Genomic DNA, 15,104 nt, shown 5'->3' with positions numbered 1-15,104 from the left:
ATGATCGGTTTGGTGCTCGTGACGCACGGACGACTCGCAGAGGAGTTCGTAGTCGCGATGGAGCATGTGGTGGGCAAACAGGAGCAGATCGCCTCGATCTGCATCGGCCCCGAAGATGATATGGAAGGTCGCCGCGCGGACATCGCCGCGGCGATCAAGGGGGTTGATTCTGGCCGCGGGGTGATCGTGCTGAGCGATCTGTTCGGCGGCACGCCTTCGAACCTCGCCATCTCGCTGATGGAGACCGGCCGTGTCGAGGTGATCGCCGGGATCAACCTGCCGATGCTGATCCGCCTGGGCAGCGCGCGCAAGACGATGAAGGTCACCGAGGCGGTGGCTGCCGCACGCGATGCGGGCCGCAAGTACATCACCGTCGCATCCGAAGTCCTGGGAGAGGCTGCCGCTTGAGCCGCACGATTCGAACCGTCACGATTCTGAACAAGCGCGGCCTGCACGCGCGTGCTTCCATGGCCTTCGTGACGCTGGCCACCGCCCAGCCCGTCGAGCTCACCGTCGAGAAGGACGGCAACACCGCCTCGGGCACGTCGATCCTCGATCTGATGATGCTCGGCGCCGCCAAGGGCGACACGATCGCGATCAGCGCCGAGGGCGATGGCGCGGAGGGCGCGGTGCTGGCGCTGGTCGAACTGGTCGAAGCGCGGTTCAACGAGGAATAGCCGCTCCGCTCAGGGAGCGAGGCCCGCGTCGGCAAAATCGAGCGCAATGCTCTCGCGTACCGCAAGCGCATCCTCGATATCCTGCTTCCCGCTCGCATCGCCGAGCCGCAGCCGGGCAATCCCGCGCCCATAGACGGCATCCACGAGCATCGGATGATTCATGGCGCGCATCTGCTTGTTGCCGAGCGCCTCGTTGAAGTCGCTCCCCGCCTCTTCGTATTTGCCCAACACAAGCTCCACTCGCCCGCGATTGACCAACGCGTAGCCGGGCCGCCCTTTCCCATCAACCGCTGCGTTGCAGAAGGCATGGCATGTTCAATATCGAATCCGTAGCGTCCGCGGACGAAGCAGGACATGTTCGCCAGGCTCTTGTCCTCGGGATGATCGCGGACATTGGCGTCGGCGAGTGCGAGCATCGGCGCAGGGTCGCCGGCCGCGGCGGCGACCTGGGCCTTTTGGGCACGCACCCCGACCGCGCGCTCGGGGTGCGTGGCCAGCACCTTGTCAAATGCCGCATCGATCTGCGCCCGTCCGGCCGGGTCGGCGACGGCACGCTTCAGCGCGCGCCAGGGCAGCCCGCATCTCGTTTCGCTCCGCTCGATGCGGGAAGCGAATTCCTTGGCGCTGATGCGTTCTGCGCTGGAATAGGAGCAGTCCGGCGCCCCGGCCGCATGCGCCGTCCCCGACCAGAACAGCATGCTGCCGAGAAATGCCGCCGCCTGAATGCGCATCGCCTGACTCCCTTTCCCCATGGACCATAAGGCGCCCGCACCCCACGGCACACCCCATTCCGATCGTGGACTTCGCCGCGTTCCTGGCGCAGGGATATAGCCATGCCTCGCGAAATCACTGCCTTTTCCAATCCCCTCATCAAGCGCGTCCGCAACCTGCGCGACAAGAAGCACCGGCGGGATGAAGGGCTGTTCCTCGCCGAGGGGCTGCGCATCCTCACCGAGGCGCATGAGGCCGGGCGCGTTCCCGAATATCTGTTCTTCTCCAAGGACATGGCGGGCCATGCCTTGGTCCGCTCGCTGATAGACGCGACCGAGGCAGCGGGCGGCTGGGCGGTCGAGACCAACGCCGACATCCTCTCCAAGCTGTCGGGCAAGGACAATCCCGGCGCGGTGGTGGGTGTCTATCCGGACTTCGCCGTCACCCTGGCCGATCTCGACCGAAGCACGTCCGGCATCTGGCTGGTCGCCGAGCGGCTGCGCGACCCTGGCAATATGGGCACGATCCTGCGCACCGCCGATGCGGTGGGTGCCGGCGGGCTGATCCTGATCGACGATTGCGTCGATCCCTTCTCGGTCGAGGCGGTGCGGGCCAGCATGGGCGCGCTGTTCACCGTGCCGGTGGCGCGGTCGAGCTGGGGCGATTTCCTCGTCTGGCTGCGTAAGGGGCCGGGGCAGCTGGTGGGGCTGAGCCTGGATACCGAGCATGATTACCGTGCGCCGCTGTACCAGGCGCCGATCTTCCTGCTCACCGGCAACGAGGCGCAGGGGATGCCGGGCTTCATGGCCGAGGCGTGCGACCTGCTGGTCAAGATCCCGATGCTCGGCAAGGCGGACAGCCTGAACGCCGCGATCGCCACAGCGGTCATGGCCTATGAAGTGCTCGGCCAACATCGAAGCTGAACGCCAGCTAATCGTTACGGCCATGGAGCGTTCAGCCGGCTCCGTGCATTTCGCTCCGACAAGAGGAGTGAACCATGCGACTTTCGACCCTGACCGGTGCCAGCCTGATCGCGCTGAGCGCCCTGCCCGCCGCGGCGCAGGCCCAGTCCAGTTACCGTGCCACCGGCACCGAGCCCTTTTGGAGCCTGAGCATCGATGCGCGGACGATGCGCTTCGAAGCGCCGGGCCGCCCGACCGTTAGCGTCGCGACGCCCCGGGTGATCCACGGCTTTGCCGGCGAGATCTGGCAGACCCGCCGGATCAACGTGAACACCAACCACCGCCCCTGCAGCGACGGGATGAGCGACCGGAGCTATCCGGACACCGTGACCGTGACCGTCGACGGCCGCAGGTTCAAGGGCTGCGGCGGCGAGCCGCGTGCCGAGGCACCGACCAGCATCATCAACGGCAATTGGCGCGTCGAGTCGCTGAACGGCCGCCCGGTCGCCCGCGGCACCAGCCCCGGCGTCGCGTTCGAGAATGGCCGCATCTCGGGCAATGCCAGCTGCAACCGCTTCACCGGCAGCTACAGCTTCGCCCGCGGCCGGCTGACCGCCGGGCCGCTGGCGAGCACCCGGATGGCTTGCACCGATCGCATCCGCAACCAGCAGGAACAGGCCATTCTCGGCGTGCTCGGCGAGCGGCTGACCGTGTCGAGCAACCGCCAGGGCAAGCTGGTGCTCACCGGCACCCGCGGTCGCACGCTGACGCTCGTCCGCGCCCGCCCATAAACGATGCAAGCTAGGGCGTCCCGCGCGTCCTAGCTCGATTTCTTCTTCGCCCGTTCCTCGCTGATGAACTGGAGCTCGTCCTTCACCTTCTGGTCGTCGGGCATCAGCTCCAGGCACTTGCGCAGCCATGCCTCGGCCTCGTCGAGCCGGCCCAGTTCGATCTGGTCATAGGCCATGCCGAACCAGGCGCGGCGCAGCGACTTCTTCTGCCGCTCGCCGCTCTCGCGCTTCGCCGCATCGGCGGCGCGGGCATAGAGGTCGTAGGAGCGCTGATATTGCTTCTGCGCCTGATAGGCGTAGCCGAGCTCGGACAGGTAATGCGGGTGCAGCGGCGCCATCGTCACCGCGCGATCGAGGAACGGGATCGCCCCGTCGAGCTGCTGCAGGTCGATCATCGCGAAGCCCTTGGCCCAGAGCGCGATACACCAGCCGCCATCGACCAGCACTGCATCCCTTCCGCCCGGCAGCGCCGGATAGGCGGCGGTCTCATACTCCTCGACCTTGCAGAGCTTCTGCTTCTCGCCGGGATAAAGGCCCTGATATTCCGCGAGCAGCGGATTGAGCTTGTCGATCGCCTGTTGCGGCTGACCGCCCTGAATCAGCTGGACGATCTCGCCGAGCCTGGAGTCGCGCGAGGCCTGGTCCTGGGCGAAGGCGGTGCCGACGGGCGCCGCGGCGAGCAAGAGTGCAAGTGCCAGCTTCATCGAATTCCCCTCTTCTTCGATTGCGTGCAGCTTAACCCCAAAACCGCGCGCTGCCATAGCCCAGGTTACTCGGCCGCCTCCGCTTCGTTCGCCGGGCCGGTCATCAGCTTGGTGAGCGGCCGCGGGGCAGTCTCGATCATCGGCAGCGGTTCGATCTCCTTGGTGCCGCTCGACACTTCCAGCGCCTCGAAGCGCTTGGCCTGGCTCATCACCTGGCTCTCCAGGCTGCCGACCATCGCATTGTACGCGCTGTTCGCCTGTTCGAGGTTGCGGCCCATCCGCGCAACATGGCCGCCCATGGTGGCGAGGCGCGCGTGCAGCTCCTTGCCGAGGTCAGCAACCTCCTTGGCGCGCTCGGCCATCTTTTCCTGCTTCCAGACGCTGGCGACGGTCCGAGCGATCGCGACCAGGTTGGTCGGCGTGGCAAGCAGCACGCGGCGCTCGAACGCCCATTCCCACAGGCGATCGTCCTGCTCGAGCGCGGCGGCGAGGAAATGCTCGCCGGGGATGTAGAGGATCACATAATCGGCGGCATCGCCGAACTGCGCCCAGTAATTCTTCGAACCGAGCTGCTCGGCATGGCGGCGAATCGCGGCAGCATGGAGTTGAAGATGCGAGGTCCGCGTGGCCTCGTCATGCGCCTCGCTCGCGTCGAGGAACGCATTGAGCGAACATTTGGCGTCGATGATCAGCTTGCGCCCGCCCGGCATGCGCACCACCACGTCGGGGCGCAGGCGGCCGTCATCGGTGTTGACCGACACTTCCATCTGGAAATCGGCATATTGCGACAGGCCGGCCTGTTCGAGCACGTTCTTGAGGCTCTGCTCGCCCCAGCGGCCGCGCGCCTTGGGGCTGGCGCGCAGGGCGTTGACCAGCTTGGCGGTCTCGTCGCGGACCTGGGTGTGGCCGGCATGGAGCTGGGCGACCTGCTCGCGCAACGCCTGGTAGCTGCCCACCCGCTCCTTCTCGACTTCGCTCAGCCCCTGCTGATAGCGCTGGAGCGTCTCCTGCACCGGGGTGAGCAGCGCCTTCATCTTGGCTTCGTTGCTCTCACCCGCCTGGGCGAAGCGCTGATCGGCGCGATCGAGGAAGCTCTTCTGCGATTCGCCGAGGATGCGGTGGGCCAGCTCGGCGAAGCGCGATTCCATGCCAGTCGTCTCTGCCTTGAGACTGGCCAACTCGATCTGGGCGCGGCCGAGCTCGGCGGCGGCGGCCTTGAATTCCGCCTCCCGCGCGTCCCGCTCGCGGCGCATCTGAGCGGCCGGGCGCCCGCCCAGGAACATGCCGAGGCCAAGGCCAACAATCAGCGCCGCCACTGCGATCACCAGAGCCACAACGTCCACCCCAAACCTCCCAAACTTCACGAACCTCGCGCATAAAGGACAAAAGATTGCGCGTTCGGGAGCGCCGGCAAGGCGGCCCGGCGAGGAACATAACCCGAACGATACGTGTAGGACAGCGCGAAATTCCACGGCGCCGAGTCGAGGCCGCAGCTCTGTCCGTCACCCCGGCGAAAGCCGGGGTCTCGTGCGGGTGAGGCGAGAAGGCCTGAGATCCCGGCTTTCGCCGGGATGCGGCAAATGTCACGCCGCGGCGCGGCGGGCCTTGTTGAGCTTCTTGAGGATCATGTCGCGCTTCAGGCGCGAGAGGTGGTCGATGAAGACGATGCCCTCGAGGTGATCCATCTCATGCTGGATGCAGGTGGCGAGCAGGCCTTCGAAATTCTCGTCATGCGCGGCGCCCTGCTCGTCCAGCCACTTCACTCGGCAGCGCGCGGGGCGCTCGACATCGGCGAACTGCTCGGGGATCGACAGGCAGCCTTCGGTATAGACCGACTGCTCTTCGGCAGGATCGAGGATCTCGGGATTGATGAAGACGCGCGGCTCGCGGATCGGCTTGCCTTCCGCGTCTTCCCGCTCCTGCAGGTCCATGACGATCACGCGCTTGGGCACGCCGACCTGGATCGCGGCGAGGCCGATGCCGGGAGCGTCGTACATGGTGTCGAACATGTCGGCGATCAGGTCGCGCAGCTCGTCGGTCACCTCCGCGACGGGTTCGGAGACGAGACGCAGACGCGGATCGGGTACTTCGACAATGGGTAGGATAGCCATTGGTGCAATTTAGGCGAGCGGCGCGCGGGTCGCAAGATTGGTTCACGCGAAGGCGCGAAGGCGTGAAGAAAGAAGTGGTTCGCGCAGAGGCGCGGAGATCGGCCTCGCCGCGCCAGCGGCCTTCTATCTCGGTCGTTCACCAAGCTGCCGAAGCTGGAGAGGGCCGGCCGACACTGCCGGACAGCAATCCCTCTTCGCGCCTCCGCGCGAACAAATCTTATTTCTTAGCGCCTAAGCGCCTTCGCGTGAGAAAAGATCACGCCACCGGCCGCCGCGCGCGCAGGGCCTGGGCGAGCGTACCTTCGTCGAGATAGTCGAGCTCGCCGCCCACCGGCAGGCCGTGCGCGAGCTGGGTGACGCGCACCGGATAGGTCTCGATCCGCTCGGCGATGTAATGGGCGGTGGTCTGGCCTTCGAGCGTGGCGTTCATCGCCAGCACGACCTCGTCGATCCCGCCAGCGGCGATGCGCGCTACGAGACGGTCGATGCGGAGATCCTCGGGGCGGATGCCCTCTAGCGCCGAGAGGCGGCCGCCAAGCACGTGGAAACGGCCTGGGAAGAGCCGTGCGCGATCGAGCGCCCAGAGGTCCGCCACTTCCTCGACTACGCAGAGCGCGCGGGCGTCGCGGCGCGGATCGGCGCAGATCTGGCAGGGATCGGCGGTGTCGACGTTTCCGCAGGTCGAGCAGGTGGCGAGGTTGCGGCTGACGGCACCGAGTGCTGCGAGCAGCGGATCGAGCGCAGTCTCCCGCTTCTTGAGCAGGTGGAGCACCGCGCGGCGCGCCGAACGCGGCCCGAGGCCGGGCAGCCGCGACAGGGCATGGGTAAGCGCTTCGATCTCGGGAGATGCCATGGGGTGGAGATAAGCGAGGCGGAACGGAAAGCAAACACCCTCGCCAAGCCGTCGCCCCGGCACTTACTCCGTCATCCCCGCGAAGGCGGGGATCAGGGTAACAGAGCGACGTCCTTCGTGACTCTGGATCCCCGCCTTCGCGGGGATGACGGGTTGGGGTTGAGCGGTTAGAGACCCCATCATGCGAGTGATCTTCATGGGAACGCCCGAATTCGCCGTGCCGGTGCTCGATGCGCTGGTCGAGGCCGGGCACGACGTCGTGGCGGCTTACAGCCAGCCCCCGCGGGCCGGCGGGCGGCGGGGCAAGGCGCTGACGCCCTCGCCGGTGCATACCCGCGCCGAGGCACTCGGAATCGAAGTGCGCACGCCGCTCTCGTTCCGCAAGGAGCCCGGCGCGATCGAAGCGTTCGCCGCGCTGGACGCCGATGTGGCGGTGGTTGCCGCGTACGGCCTGATCCTGCCCCAGGCGCTGCTCGATGCGCCGAAGCATGGGTGCCTCAACGTGCATGGCTCGCTGCTGCCAAGGTGGCGCGGCGCCGCGCCGATCCAGCGGGCGATCCTTGCGGGTGATGCCGAGACCGGCGTCGGGATCATGCAGATGGAGGCCGGGCTCGATACCGGGCCGGTGCGGCTCGAGGAGCGGACGCCGGTGGACGGCAAGACCGCGGGCGAGCTGACTGTCGAATTGGCGGAGATGGGCGCACGGCTGATGGTGACGGTGCTGGCCGACTTGGACCGGCACCCGGCCGTGACACAGCCCGAGGAAGGCGTGACCTATGCCGCCAAGATCGACAAGGCCGAGGCGCGGCTGGATTTCTCGCGGTCTGCGGTGGAGGTCGAGCGGCAGGTGCGCGCGTTCAACCCGGCGCCGGGGGCGTTCCTCGAATTCCAGGGCGAGCGGTTCCGGGTGCATGCTGCCGAGGTGGTCGACGCCGCCGGTCCGCCGGGCGTTGTTCTCGACGCTCAGCTAACCATCGCCTGTGGAGACGGCGCGATCCGCCCTGATCTGGTCCAGCGGGCCGGACGTGGCGTCATGACGTCATCCGAACTGCTGCGCGGCTTCGCCGTCCCCGCAGGCACCCAGCTTTGACGCGGTTCGCGCTCACCGTGGAGTTTGACGGCCGGCCCTTCATGGGATGGCAGCGGCAGGATCATGGCCCGAGCGTGCAGCAGGCGATCGAGGAGGCTGCCTTCGCAGTCACCGGCGAGCGCGCCTCGGTACAGGCGGCCGGACGCACCGATGCCGGGGTCCATGCGCTGGGCATGCGCGCGCATATCGACATCGCGAAGCCGATCACCGCCTTTCGGCTGATGGAGGCGCTCAATTCGCGGGTGCGGCCCAATCCGGTGGCGATCCTCGATTGCGTCGAGGTTGCAGACGACTGGCACGCGCGTTTCTCGTGTGTTGCACGCCATTATGAATATAGAATCTCAACAAGGCGAGCGCCGCTGACCTGGGAAAAGGGGCTCGCCTGGCGGGTGATCCCGCCGCTCGATGCCGCGCTGATGGCGCAGGGCGCGGCGCGGCTGGTGGGGCGGCACGACTTCACCACCTTCCGATCGGCGCATTGCCAGGCGGACAGCCCCTTGCGGACGCTCGACCGGCTCGAGGTGGTGGCGGAGGGCGAGCGGATCAGCGTGTTCGCCTCGGCGCGCTCGTTCCTGCATCACCAGGTGCGCTCCATGGTCGGCTGCATCGTGCTGGTCGGCCAGGGGCGCTGGACTCCCGACGACATGAGCGCGGCGTTGGAAGCGCGGGATCGTTCCGCGCTGGGGCTGAATGCGCCTTCGGACGGACTTTTCTTCCTGCGGGCGGATTATCCCTAAATCCCTCCCGTTGGGAGAGGGATGGAGCCGACGCAGTCGGCGTAAGGGTAAGGGTCGAGGATGACCACCCTCACCTTCCCACGCGCTTCGCGCGCGGGCCCCTTCCTCTCCCATGGGAGAGGAGATTTACTTGCTGAACTTCGCCGCCAATTCCACATGCGTCGACCAGCGGAACTGGCCGACCGGCTGGATCCAGTCGAGCGCATAACCACCTTCGCACAAAGTCTCCGCATCGCGTGCGAACGTGTTGGGATTGCAAGATACATAGGCGACGCGAGGAGCGCGTGCCTTGGCCAGTTCGGCGACCTGCTCGCGGGCGCCGGCGCGGGGCGGATCGAGCACCACCGCTTCGAACTTGTCGAGGTCGGCACTGGTCGCCGGGCGGCGGAACAGGTCGCGGTGGTCCGCGAAGACCAGGCGCTTGGCCTGGGCCGCGGCATCCTTCAATGCCATGATCGGGTCGCGCGCGGCTTCGGCGGCGTAGACCTTGGCCTGGGGGAAGGCGAAGGTGAAGGTGCCGAGGCCGGCGAACAGGTCGGCGATCGTGCCGGCGTTGCCGACGATCTCCTGGACCGTGGCGACCAGCGCCGCCTCGCCCTCGGGCGTCGCCTGGAGGAAATTACCCGGCGGGAACGGGACGGGGACGCCGCCCAGCGTGATGGTCACCGGATCAGGCTCCCAGCGCTGCGTCGGGCCGAGCCCCTCGTCCATCGAGAAGCGGGCGAGCTGGTGGCGGTGGGAGAATGCGGTGATCGCCTCGGCAGCGGCCAGGCCCTCGGCCTCAAGGCCGTCGAGCAGCACGTCGATGCCCTGGTCGGCCAAAGCCAAGTGGACGTTGATCCGCCGCGTGCCCGGCAACAGTGCGGCGAGCAGGCCCCGGAGCGGCGCGAGGAGCGCGAACAGCTCCGGCGCGAGGACATGGCATTCCTGCAGGTCGATCAGAGTGTGGCTGCCCTGGCCGGTGAAGCCGAGCAGCACCTGGCGGCCGCGGCGCTCGGCATGGAGCGTGGCGCGCCGGCGGGTGCGCGGGGGCGAGAGCAGCGGCGCGCGGATCTCGGCGGTCAGCTTGTGCTGGGCGAGCGCACCGGCGATCCGGTCCACAATGAAACCGCTCCAGGCAGCGTCGTCGAGATGCTGCAGCTGGCAGCCTCCGCATTCCGGGAAGTGCCGGCAAGGCGGCTCCTGGTGGTGCGGGCCGCGGGTGACCGCACCCTGCGCATCGACCTGGTCGCCGGGAGCAGCGAAGGGCACATAGCGGCCATCGGCAGTGACGCCCTCGCCGCGCCCCGCGACGCGGAGGACTTCGCTCAAAGGCATTCGGAGATCGCTTGGGGAAGATGCATCGGCAGCGCATCGGCGATGAAGGCCGGTCCTGCAAGTGCTGCTGCGCGGGCGTGGAGCCAGACGGCGGCTTCGGCGGCTTGTTTGTTGCCGCTGGCCACCTGCGCCGCCAGCGTGCCGGCAACGACGTCGCCGGTGCCCGCGGTGGATAGCCAGGACGAGGCATGGGCGAGCACGCGCACCTCGCCGCGCGGGGTCGCGATCACGGTGTCGGCGCCCTTGTGGATCACGGTGGCGCGGGATTCCGATGCTGCTGCAAGGGTTTGCGTGACCTTGTCGCCATCTCCTTCGAACATGCGGTCGAACTCGCCCGAATGCGGGGTGAGCCACGTCGCTGCGGTGCGGCGCTGGAGCCAGGCGGTGGCGGACTTGCCGAGAAGGGTGCAGGCGTCGCCGTCGATCACCAGCGGAAGATTGGCGTTGAGCGCGGCCTTGAGCAGCCCTTCGGCGCGGCGATCGCGGCCGAGGCCGGGACCGATCACGACACCCCCGATACGGTTTTCGGTGAGGAAATCCGCCAGATCGTCGCCATTGGCGATGCGGTGGCGGACCAACGCGTCGGGGCCGCCGGTGCTGGCGTCATTGCAGGCGAGGACCGTGTACCCTGCCCCGCCGGCCATCGCGGCATGGGCGGCGAGCCGCGCGGCGCCGGGCATGTCGCCTTCGACCACCACGACCAGGCCGCGGCTGTATTTATGGGCACGGGCACCGGGAGCGGCGAGCTTCGGGCGAGCGACGGTGCGCCAGGGGCTGTCCACCGGGATACCGATATCGGCGAGCAGGACATGGCCGCAGCGCTCCAGGCCGGCATCGAGGACATGGGCAGGCTTGAGGGCACCCAGCGCAAGGGTCGCCGAAATCCCCCTGGGCGCGCCGAGATCGGCGCCACTGTCGGTGGCGAGTCCCGAGGGCAGGTCGATCGCAAGGGAGAAGCGCGCGGCACTCACCAGCTCGGCGAACACCGGCGCGATGCCGCGCTCGAGCGGGCGAGTGAGGCCGGTGCCGAACAGGCCGTCGATCAGCACCGGGCGCGGGCGGGCACGATAGAGCGAATCCACCTCGCCGCCCCAGCGCTCCAGCATCGTGCGGGCGGCGGGCGTGCCGGGCTCGCCACAGGCTGCGACCGCGACGTCATGGCCGGCTGCCTTCAACAGGCGGGCGGCGACATAGGCGTCCCCGCCATTGTTGCCGGGGCCCGCGAGGACGAGGATGGGGTCGCCGTGCGCGAAGCGCGCAGCCTCGCGCGCAACGGCGGCACCGGCGCGTTCCATGACGTCCAACTGGGGTTCGCGCCGAAACACCGCCTCTTCGGCGGCACGCATCTGGGCAGCGGTGACGATCGGTGCGCCGGGCGGGATCATTTCGCCGGTTTGGCCCCACGCACGGTTGCAGGCAAGCGGTAGCGCGCGCCGCCGATCGCGACTTCGATCTGATCGGGCGCCAGGATGGTGACGACTGCCTTCTCCGCGCCGTCCGCCGCGATCACGCCACGCCCGTCGGTGGTGACGAGCAGGCGGCGAAAGCCTCCGTCCGGGTGGCGCAGGGTCAGGAACAGCCCGTCCTGCGACTGGACCCGGTCGATCGTGCAGGCGAAGGAGAAGGTCTCGGCACCGGGCGGGGCACATTCGATATGCCCCTCTGCCTTCTCCATCTTCTCGGCATGGAGTTCATTGCGGGCCTCAGTGGCCTTGTCGCGGACCTGGGTGTCACAGGCGGGGAGGGAAAGAAGGGCCGCAAGCATGCATGCCTGTCGCGCCCTTCCCCTCTCCCAAACCCTCTCGACGAAGAGAAGGCGAACGCGATCAGATATCGGCAAATACATGGGTTTCGGCGCTGGCTCCGGGGTGCGTGACAGCCCCCTTATAAGCCGGGCCGACATTTTGCGAGAAGCGCCAGAGCGCGCCGGACTGGTAATCGTTCCGCCGTGGCTCCCATTTGGCCCGGCGCTCGGCGAGCACGTCCTCGGGCACGTTGAGGTCCACCGTACCGGCCTCGGCATCGATGCTGATCTCGTCGCCATCCTCGACCAAGGCGATCGGGCCGCCCTCGGCCGCCTCGGGGCCGACATGGCCGATGCAGAAGCCGCGCGTACCGCCCGAGAAGCGGCCATCGGTGATCAGCGCGACCTTCTCTCCCAGGCCCTGGCCATAGAGCGCGGCAGTGGTCGACAGCATCTCGCGCATGCCCGGACCACCCTTGGGCCCTTCATAGCGGATGACGACGACGGTGCCTTCCTTGATCGCATTGGCCTCGACCGCGGCGAAGGCATCCTCCTCGCGCTCGAACACCTTGGCGGTGCCGGTGAACTGGAGCCGGTGCATGCCCGCGACCTTCACGATCGCGCCCTCGGGCGCCAGCGAGCCCTTGAGCCCGACCACGCCGCCGGTGGGGGTGATTGGCGTCTTGGCGTCGTAGATGACCTTCTGGTCGGGGTTCCAGGTAACCTGGTCGATATTCTCGCCCAGCGTCTTGCCGGTCACCGTCGTGCAATCGAGGTGGAGGAAACCCTCTGCCGCGAGCGTCTTCATCAGCATGTAGATGCCGCCGGCATCGTACATGTCGCGTGCGACGTACCGCCCGCCGGGCTTGAGATCGGCGATGTACGGCGTAGTCTTGAAGATCTCGGCGACGTCGAACAGGTCGAATTCGATGCCGGCCTCATGCGCCATCGCCGGAAGGTGCAGCGCGCCATTGGTCGAGCCGCCGGTCGCAGCGACGATGCGGGCGGCATTCTCGAAGGCTTCGCGCGTGCAGATATCGCGCGGGCGGATCTGCTTCTCGATCAGCGTCATCACCTGGCGGCCCGCGGCGACAGCGATCTCTTCACGCGATTTGTAAGGCGCCGGCGCCATATTGCTGTTCGGCAAGGACAAACCGATCGCCTCGGCCACGCAGGCCATGGTGTTGGCGGTATATTGGCCGCCGCAGGCGCCGTGCCCTGGACAGGCCGCCTTCTCGATCTCGGTGACTTCGGAGAGCGGGCACTTGCCGGCGGAGAAACGGCCGACCGCCTCGAACACGTCGATCACGGTCAGGTCGCGGTCGTGCCAGCGGCCGGGCAGGATCGAGCCGCCATAGACGAAGATCGAGGGCACGTTGAGGCGAAGCATCGCCATCATCATGCCGGGGAGCGACTTGTCGCAGCCAGCAAAGGTGACGAGCGCGTCATAGCAATGGCCGCGGACGCTGAGTTCGACCGAATCGGCGATGACCTCGCGGCTGACCAGCGAGGACTTCATGCCCTGATGGCCCATGGCGATGCCGTCGGTCACGGTGATCGTGTTGAAGCGGCGCGGCATGCCGCCACCTTCGTTGACGCCGGTGCGGCACCAATCGGCCTGCTGGTCGAGCGTGGTGTTGCAGGGGGCGCTGTCATTGCCCGCCGATGCGATGCCGACGAACGGCCGGGCGATCTCCTCCTCGGTGAGGCCCATGGCGTAGTAATAGCTGCGGTGCGGAGCGCTCTCGACGCCGACGGAAACGTAGCGGCTGGGGAGCTTGGATTTGTCGAATCGGCTGGTCATGATGCGCAAGCCTATGTCGTCTGGAAGGGGTTTTGCGCAAGACTATTGCGCAAAGAAATTGTGTTTCTGGAAAAGCCCTCACGCCGTCATCCCCGCGAAGGCGGGGATCCAGGGTGGCCAGAGCGATGTCCTTCATGACTCTGGATCCCCGCCTTCGCGGGGATGACGAATTAAAGGGAGGCGAACTAGAGGTTATCGCGCAGATGACCGGCCAGATCCGCCAGCACGCCCGCCCATTCCCCCGCCCCCGCCGCATCGCGGATCAGGTCGTTGCGGATCTCGATCGCCACCGACGGTATCCCCTGCCCCTCCGCATGCCGGTTGAGCGTGGCGTTGAGCAGCCGGCCCGAATAGGGTTCGTTATCGCCGGTGACGAAGCCGCGCTCGCGTAAGAACTGCACGCTCGGGTGCGCGGCGCGGGTGTCGCGGTTGTAGAGGATACCGACCTGCCAGGGGCGGTCGGTGCCGCCATGCTCCAGGCGGGGCGTGAAGCTGTGGATCGACAGGATCAGCCGTGGGCGCCGGGCGCGGATGCGGGTGCGCAGCTCGCGGTGATAGGGAGCGTGGAAACGAGCGATGCGCGCGAGCTTGTCGACGCTCTCGTTGCCGGGGATCAGATGGCCGTCGCTCCGGTGGGGGATCAAGCCGACATGATCGGGCTCGCGGTGAAGATCGATCACCAGCCGCGAGACGGTGGCGAGGATCGCCGGGCAATCGAGCTTCGCGGCGAGCGCGCGGGTGACGGCGGCGGCGCCGATGTCGATCGCGATATGCCTGTCGAGCAGTTCGGCATCGATGCCGAGGTCGATATCGTCGGGCACGGCGTTGGAGGCGTGGTCGCACAGCAGGAGGACATCCCGCGCGCCGCCTTCGAGAATCTCCGCTGCGCTCACCAGACGGGGTTCCGGCGTTCGCGGAAGGCGTTGAGCCCCTCGGCCAGCTCCGCGCCGCCGAACGCATCCTCGAAGCCCTGGTCGGTCTGCTCGCCGCGCAGCGTGCGCTTGAGCAGGCGCACGGCCTCCGGCGCATTGCCGGCGATCGCTGTGGCCATGGCGGTGGCGGTGTCGATCGCCTTGCGGGTCTTGAGTTCGACCAGGCCGATCTTGTCGGCTTCGTCTGGGCGGAGCTTGTCGCCGGTAAACAGGAGGAGCGCGGCCATGCCCTTGCCGACCTGCGCCTCCAGCCGGGCGACGTCCTCGCGCGGATAGCCCAGGCCGAGCCGCGCGGGTGTGACCGCGAATTCCGAAAGGTTGCCGGCAATACGGATATCGGCGGCGAGGATCAGCGCCACCGCGGCTCCGAAACAGCCACCGTCGACTGCGGCGATCACGGGCACGGGCAAGGCGGCGACCGCCTCGATCCCCTCGCGCATTGCCTGGCGGAACTGCATGCGGAGCGCCGGGTCCGCCTGGAGTTGCTCGAACTCGCGGATATCGGCGCCGGCGGAGAAGATGCCAGGCACGTCCGACTTGAGGATCACGGCGCGGGCATCGCCCACTTCGCGCGCGGCGGCAGCGAGCGCCTGCCAGGCGCCAGTGGGGAGTGCGTTCCTCGCCTCCGGGCGGGCCAGGGCGATGGTGGCGACGGGGCCGTTGCGGGTGAGCTGGATCATGGCGCGGATCGGCCCGAATGGGGCGTCGCTGTCAAGGTCCGGTGGCTTTTT

18 protein-coding genes are annotated in these 15,104 nt (G+C 67.7%); 6 read left to right on the top strand and 12 right to left on the bottom strand.

The genetic code is table 11. The features are described 5' to 3' along the window. Both AC1RPL_RS00930 and AC1RPL_RS00925 read left to right on the top strand, forming a co-directional pair. Positions 1–408: a PTS sugar transporter subunit IIA gene (locus AC1RPL_RS00930; RefSeq protein WP_493067382.1), complete on the top strand. Its 408-nt coding sequence runs from the start codon at positions 1–3 to the stop codon at positions 406–408. Beyond that, the gene (locus AC1RPL_RS00925; protein ID WP_493067381.1) at positions 405–677 is read left to right on the top strand and encodes an HPr family phosphocarrier protein; all 273 of its coding nucleotides are present in this window, start codon (positions 405–407) and stop codon (positions 675–677) included. The genes AC1RPL_RS00930 and AC1RPL_RS00925 overlap by 4 nt, the downstream gene beginning before the upstream one ends. 9 nt (positions 678–686) lie before the next feature. Here the strand turns inward: AC1RPL_RS00925 and AC1RPL_RS00920 are convergent, their stop codons facing one another. Then, positions 687–839, bottom strand: a complete 153-nt coding sequence (locus AC1RPL_RS00920) for a hypothetical protein (protein ID WP_493067380.1) — start codon at positions 837–839, stop codon at positions 687–689. After that, a complete protein-coding gene (locus AC1RPL_RS00915) occupies positions 836–1,408 on the bottom strand; it encodes a hypothetical protein (protein ID WP_493067379.1) in 573 nt (190 codons plus the stop codon). The genes AC1RPL_RS00920 and AC1RPL_RS00915 overlap by 4 nt, the downstream gene beginning before the upstream one ends. 102 nt (positions 1,409–1,510) lie before the next feature. On the opposite strand from AC1RPL_RS00915, the gene AC1RPL_RS00910 reads away from it, so the two are divergent. After that, positions 1,511–2,311, top strand: coding sequence for a TrmH family RNA methyltransferase (locus tag AC1RPL_RS00910; RefSeq protein ID WP_493067378.1), 801 nt, complete (start codon positions 1,511–1,513; stop codon positions 2,309–2,311). A 74-nt stretch (positions 2,312–2,385) separates the two neighbouring features. Beyond that, the gene (locus tag AC1RPL_RS00905) at positions 2,386–3,081 is read left to right on the top strand and encodes an META domain-containing protein (protein ID WP_493067377.1); all 696 of its coding nucleotides are present in this window, start codon (positions 2,386–2,388) and stop codon (positions 3,079–3,081) included. Positions 3,082–3,110: 29 nt separating this feature from the next. Here AC1RPL_RS00905 and AC1RPL_RS00900 read toward each other — a convergent pair whose 3' ends face one another. The 4 genes from AC1RPL_RS00900 to recR all read right to left on the bottom strand — a co-directional run bounded on the left by AC1RPL_RS00900 (position 3,111) and on the right by recR (position 6,749). Beyond that, on the bottom strand, positions 3,111–3,785 hold the full coding sequence (locus AC1RPL_RS00900; protein ID WP_493067376.1) for a tetratricopeptide repeat protein: 675 nt from the start codon (positions 3,783–3,785) through the stop codon (positions 3,111–3,113). A 65-nt stretch (positions 3,786–3,850) separates the two neighbouring features. After that, positions 3,851–5,128 (bottom strand): DNA recombination protein RmuC, encoded by a 1,278-nt coding sequence (locus tag AC1RPL_RS00895; RefSeq protein ID WP_493067375.1) that lies wholly within the window; start codon positions 5,126–5,128, stop codon positions 3,851–3,853. 240 nt (positions 5,129–5,368) lie between these two features. Further along, a complete protein-coding gene (gene def / locus AC1RPL_RS00890; RefSeq protein WP_493067374.1) occupies positions 5,369–5,896 on the bottom strand; it encodes a peptide deformylase in 528 nt (175 codons plus the stop codon). A 256-nt stretch (positions 5,897–6,152) separates the two neighbouring features. Further along, a complete protein-coding gene (gene recR, locus AC1RPL_RS00885) occupies positions 6,153–6,749 on the bottom strand; it encodes a recombination mediator RecR (protein ID WP_493067373.1) in 597 nt (198 codons plus the stop codon). Positions 6,750–6,930: 181 nt separating this feature from the next. Between recR and fmt the strand changes: the two genes are divergently transcribed. Both fmt and truA read left to right on the top strand, forming a co-directional pair. Beyond that, positions 6,931–7,839: a methionyl-tRNA formyltransferase gene (gene fmt, locus AC1RPL_RS00880; RefSeq protein ID WP_493067372.1), complete on the top strand. Its 909-nt coding sequence runs from the start codon at positions 6,931–6,933 to the stop codon at positions 7,837–7,839. Beyond that, positions 7,836–8,576 (top strand): tRNA pseudouridine(38-40) synthase TruA, encoded by a 741-nt coding sequence (gene truA, locus AC1RPL_RS00875; RefSeq protein WP_493067371.1) that lies wholly within the window; start codon positions 7,836–7,838, stop codon positions 8,574–8,576. Before fmt ends, truA begins: the two co-directional genes overlap by 4 nt. 126 nt (positions 8,577–8,702) lie before the next feature. Here the strand turns inward: truA and AC1RPL_RS00870 are convergent, their stop codons facing one another. The 6 genes from AC1RPL_RS00870 to AC1RPL_RS00845 all read right to left on the bottom strand — a co-directional run bounded on the left by AC1RPL_RS00870 (position 8,703) and on the right by AC1RPL_RS00845 (position 15,053). Next, positions 8,703–9,893, bottom strand: a complete 1,191-nt coding sequence (locus AC1RPL_RS00870) for a class I SAM-dependent RNA methyltransferase (RefSeq protein WP_493067370.1) — start codon at positions 9,891–9,893, stop codon at positions 8,703–8,705. Beyond that, complete coding sequence (locus AC1RPL_RS00865; protein WP_493067369.1) at positions 9,884–11,278, bottom strand: NAD(P)H-hydrate dehydratase; 1,395 nt, start codon at positions 11,276–11,278, stop codon at positions 9,884–9,886. Before AC1RPL_RS00865 ends, AC1RPL_RS00870 begins: the two co-directional genes overlap by 10 nt. After that, positions 11,275–11,658 (bottom strand): hypothetical protein, encoded by a 384-nt coding sequence (locus AC1RPL_RS00860; protein WP_493067368.1) that lies wholly within the window; start codon positions 11,656–11,658, stop codon positions 11,275–11,277. Before AC1RPL_RS00860 ends, AC1RPL_RS00865 begins: the two co-directional genes overlap by 4 nt. Before the next feature lie 61 nt (positions 11,659–11,719). Continuing rightward, the gene (gene ilvD, locus AC1RPL_RS00855) at positions 11,720–13,441 is read right to left on the bottom strand and encodes a dihydroxy-acid dehydratase (protein ID WP_493067367.1); all 1,722 of its coding nucleotides are present in this window, start codon (positions 13,439–13,441) and stop codon (positions 11,720–11,722) included. A 185-nt stretch (positions 13,442–13,626) separates the two neighbouring features. Next, positions 13,627–14,334 carry an N-formylglutamate amidohydrolase gene (locus AC1RPL_RS00850; protein WP_493067366.1) on the bottom strand — a complete coding sequence of 236 codons (708 nt, stop codon included), beginning with the start codon at positions 14,332–14,334 and terminating at the stop codon, positions 13,627–13,629. Further along, a complete protein-coding gene (locus tag AC1RPL_RS00845; protein WP_493067365.1) occupies positions 14,331–15,053 on the bottom strand; it encodes an enoyl-CoA hydratase/isomerase family protein in 723 nt (240 codons plus the stop codon). Before AC1RPL_RS00845 ends, AC1RPL_RS00850 begins: the two co-directional genes overlap by 4 nt. Positions 15,054–15,104 lie beyond the last annotated feature (51 nt).

This window comes from Sphingomonas sp. GW821-FHT12D09 (assembly GCF_058807215.1).
Note: the sequence above shows the minus strand (reverse complement) of the source record. Positions and strands in the feature narration are given on the sequence as shown.

What these genes read in the sequence shown, in the direction of transcription:
- AC1RPL_RS00930 (WP_493067382.1), top strand. Translation starts at nt 1, where the DNA reads ATGATCGGTTTGGTGCTCGTGACGCACGGACGACTCGCAGAGGAGTTC.
- AC1RPL_RS00920 (WP_493067380.1), bottom strand. Translation starts at nt 839, where the DNA reads ATGAATCATCCGATGCTCGTGGATGCCGTCTATGGGCGCGGGATTGCC.
- AC1RPL_RS00915 (WP_493067379.1), bottom strand. Translation starts at nt 1,408, where the DNA reads ATGCGCATTCAGGCGGCGGCATTTCTCGGCAGCATGCTGTTCTGGTCG.
- AC1RPL_RS00910 (WP_493067378.1), top strand. Translation starts at nt 1,511, where the DNA reads ATGCCTCGCGAAATCACTGCCTTTTCCAATCCCCTCATCAAGCGCGTC.
- AC1RPL_RS00905 (WP_493067377.1), top strand. Translation starts at nt 2,386, where the DNA reads ATGCGACTTTCGACCCTGACCGGTGCCAGCCTGATCGCGCTGAGCGCC.
- AC1RPL_RS00900 (WP_493067376.1), bottom strand. Translation starts at nt 3,785, where the DNA reads ATGAAGCTGGCACTTGCACTCTTGCTCGCCGCGGCGCCCGTCGGCACC.
- def (WP_493067374.1), bottom strand. Translation starts at nt 5,896, where the DNA reads ATGGCTATCCTACCCATTGTCGAAGTACCCGATCCGCGTCTGCGTCTC.
- recR (WP_493067373.1), bottom strand. Translation starts at nt 6,749, where the DNA reads ATGGCATCTCCCGAGATCGAAGCGCTTACCCATGCCCTGTCGCGGCTG.
- fmt (WP_493067372.1), top strand. Translation starts at nt 6,931, where the DNA reads ATGCGAGTGATCTTCATGGGAACGCCCGAATTCGCCGTGCCGGTGCTC.
- AC1RPL_RS00870 (WP_493067370.1), bottom strand. Translation starts at nt 9,893, where the DNA reads ATGCCTTTGAGCGAAGTCCTCCGCGTCGCGGGGCGCGGCGAGGGCGTC.
- AC1RPL_RS00865 (WP_493067369.1), bottom strand. Translation starts at nt 11,278, where the DNA reads ATGATCCCGCCCGGCGCACCGATCGTCACCGCTGCCCAGATGCGTGCC.
- AC1RPL_RS00860 (WP_493067368.1), bottom strand. Translation starts at nt 11,658, where the DNA reads ATGCTTGCGGCCCTTCTTTCCCTCCCCGCCTGTGACACCCAGGTCCGC.
- ilvD (WP_493067367.1), bottom strand. Translation starts at nt 13,441, where the DNA reads ATGACCAGCCGATTCGACAAATCCAAGCTCCCCAGCCGCTACGTTTCC.
- AC1RPL_RS00845 (WP_493067365.1), bottom strand. Translation starts at nt 15,053, where the DNA reads ATGATCCAGCTCACCCGCAACGGCCCCGTCGCCACCATCGCCCTGGCC.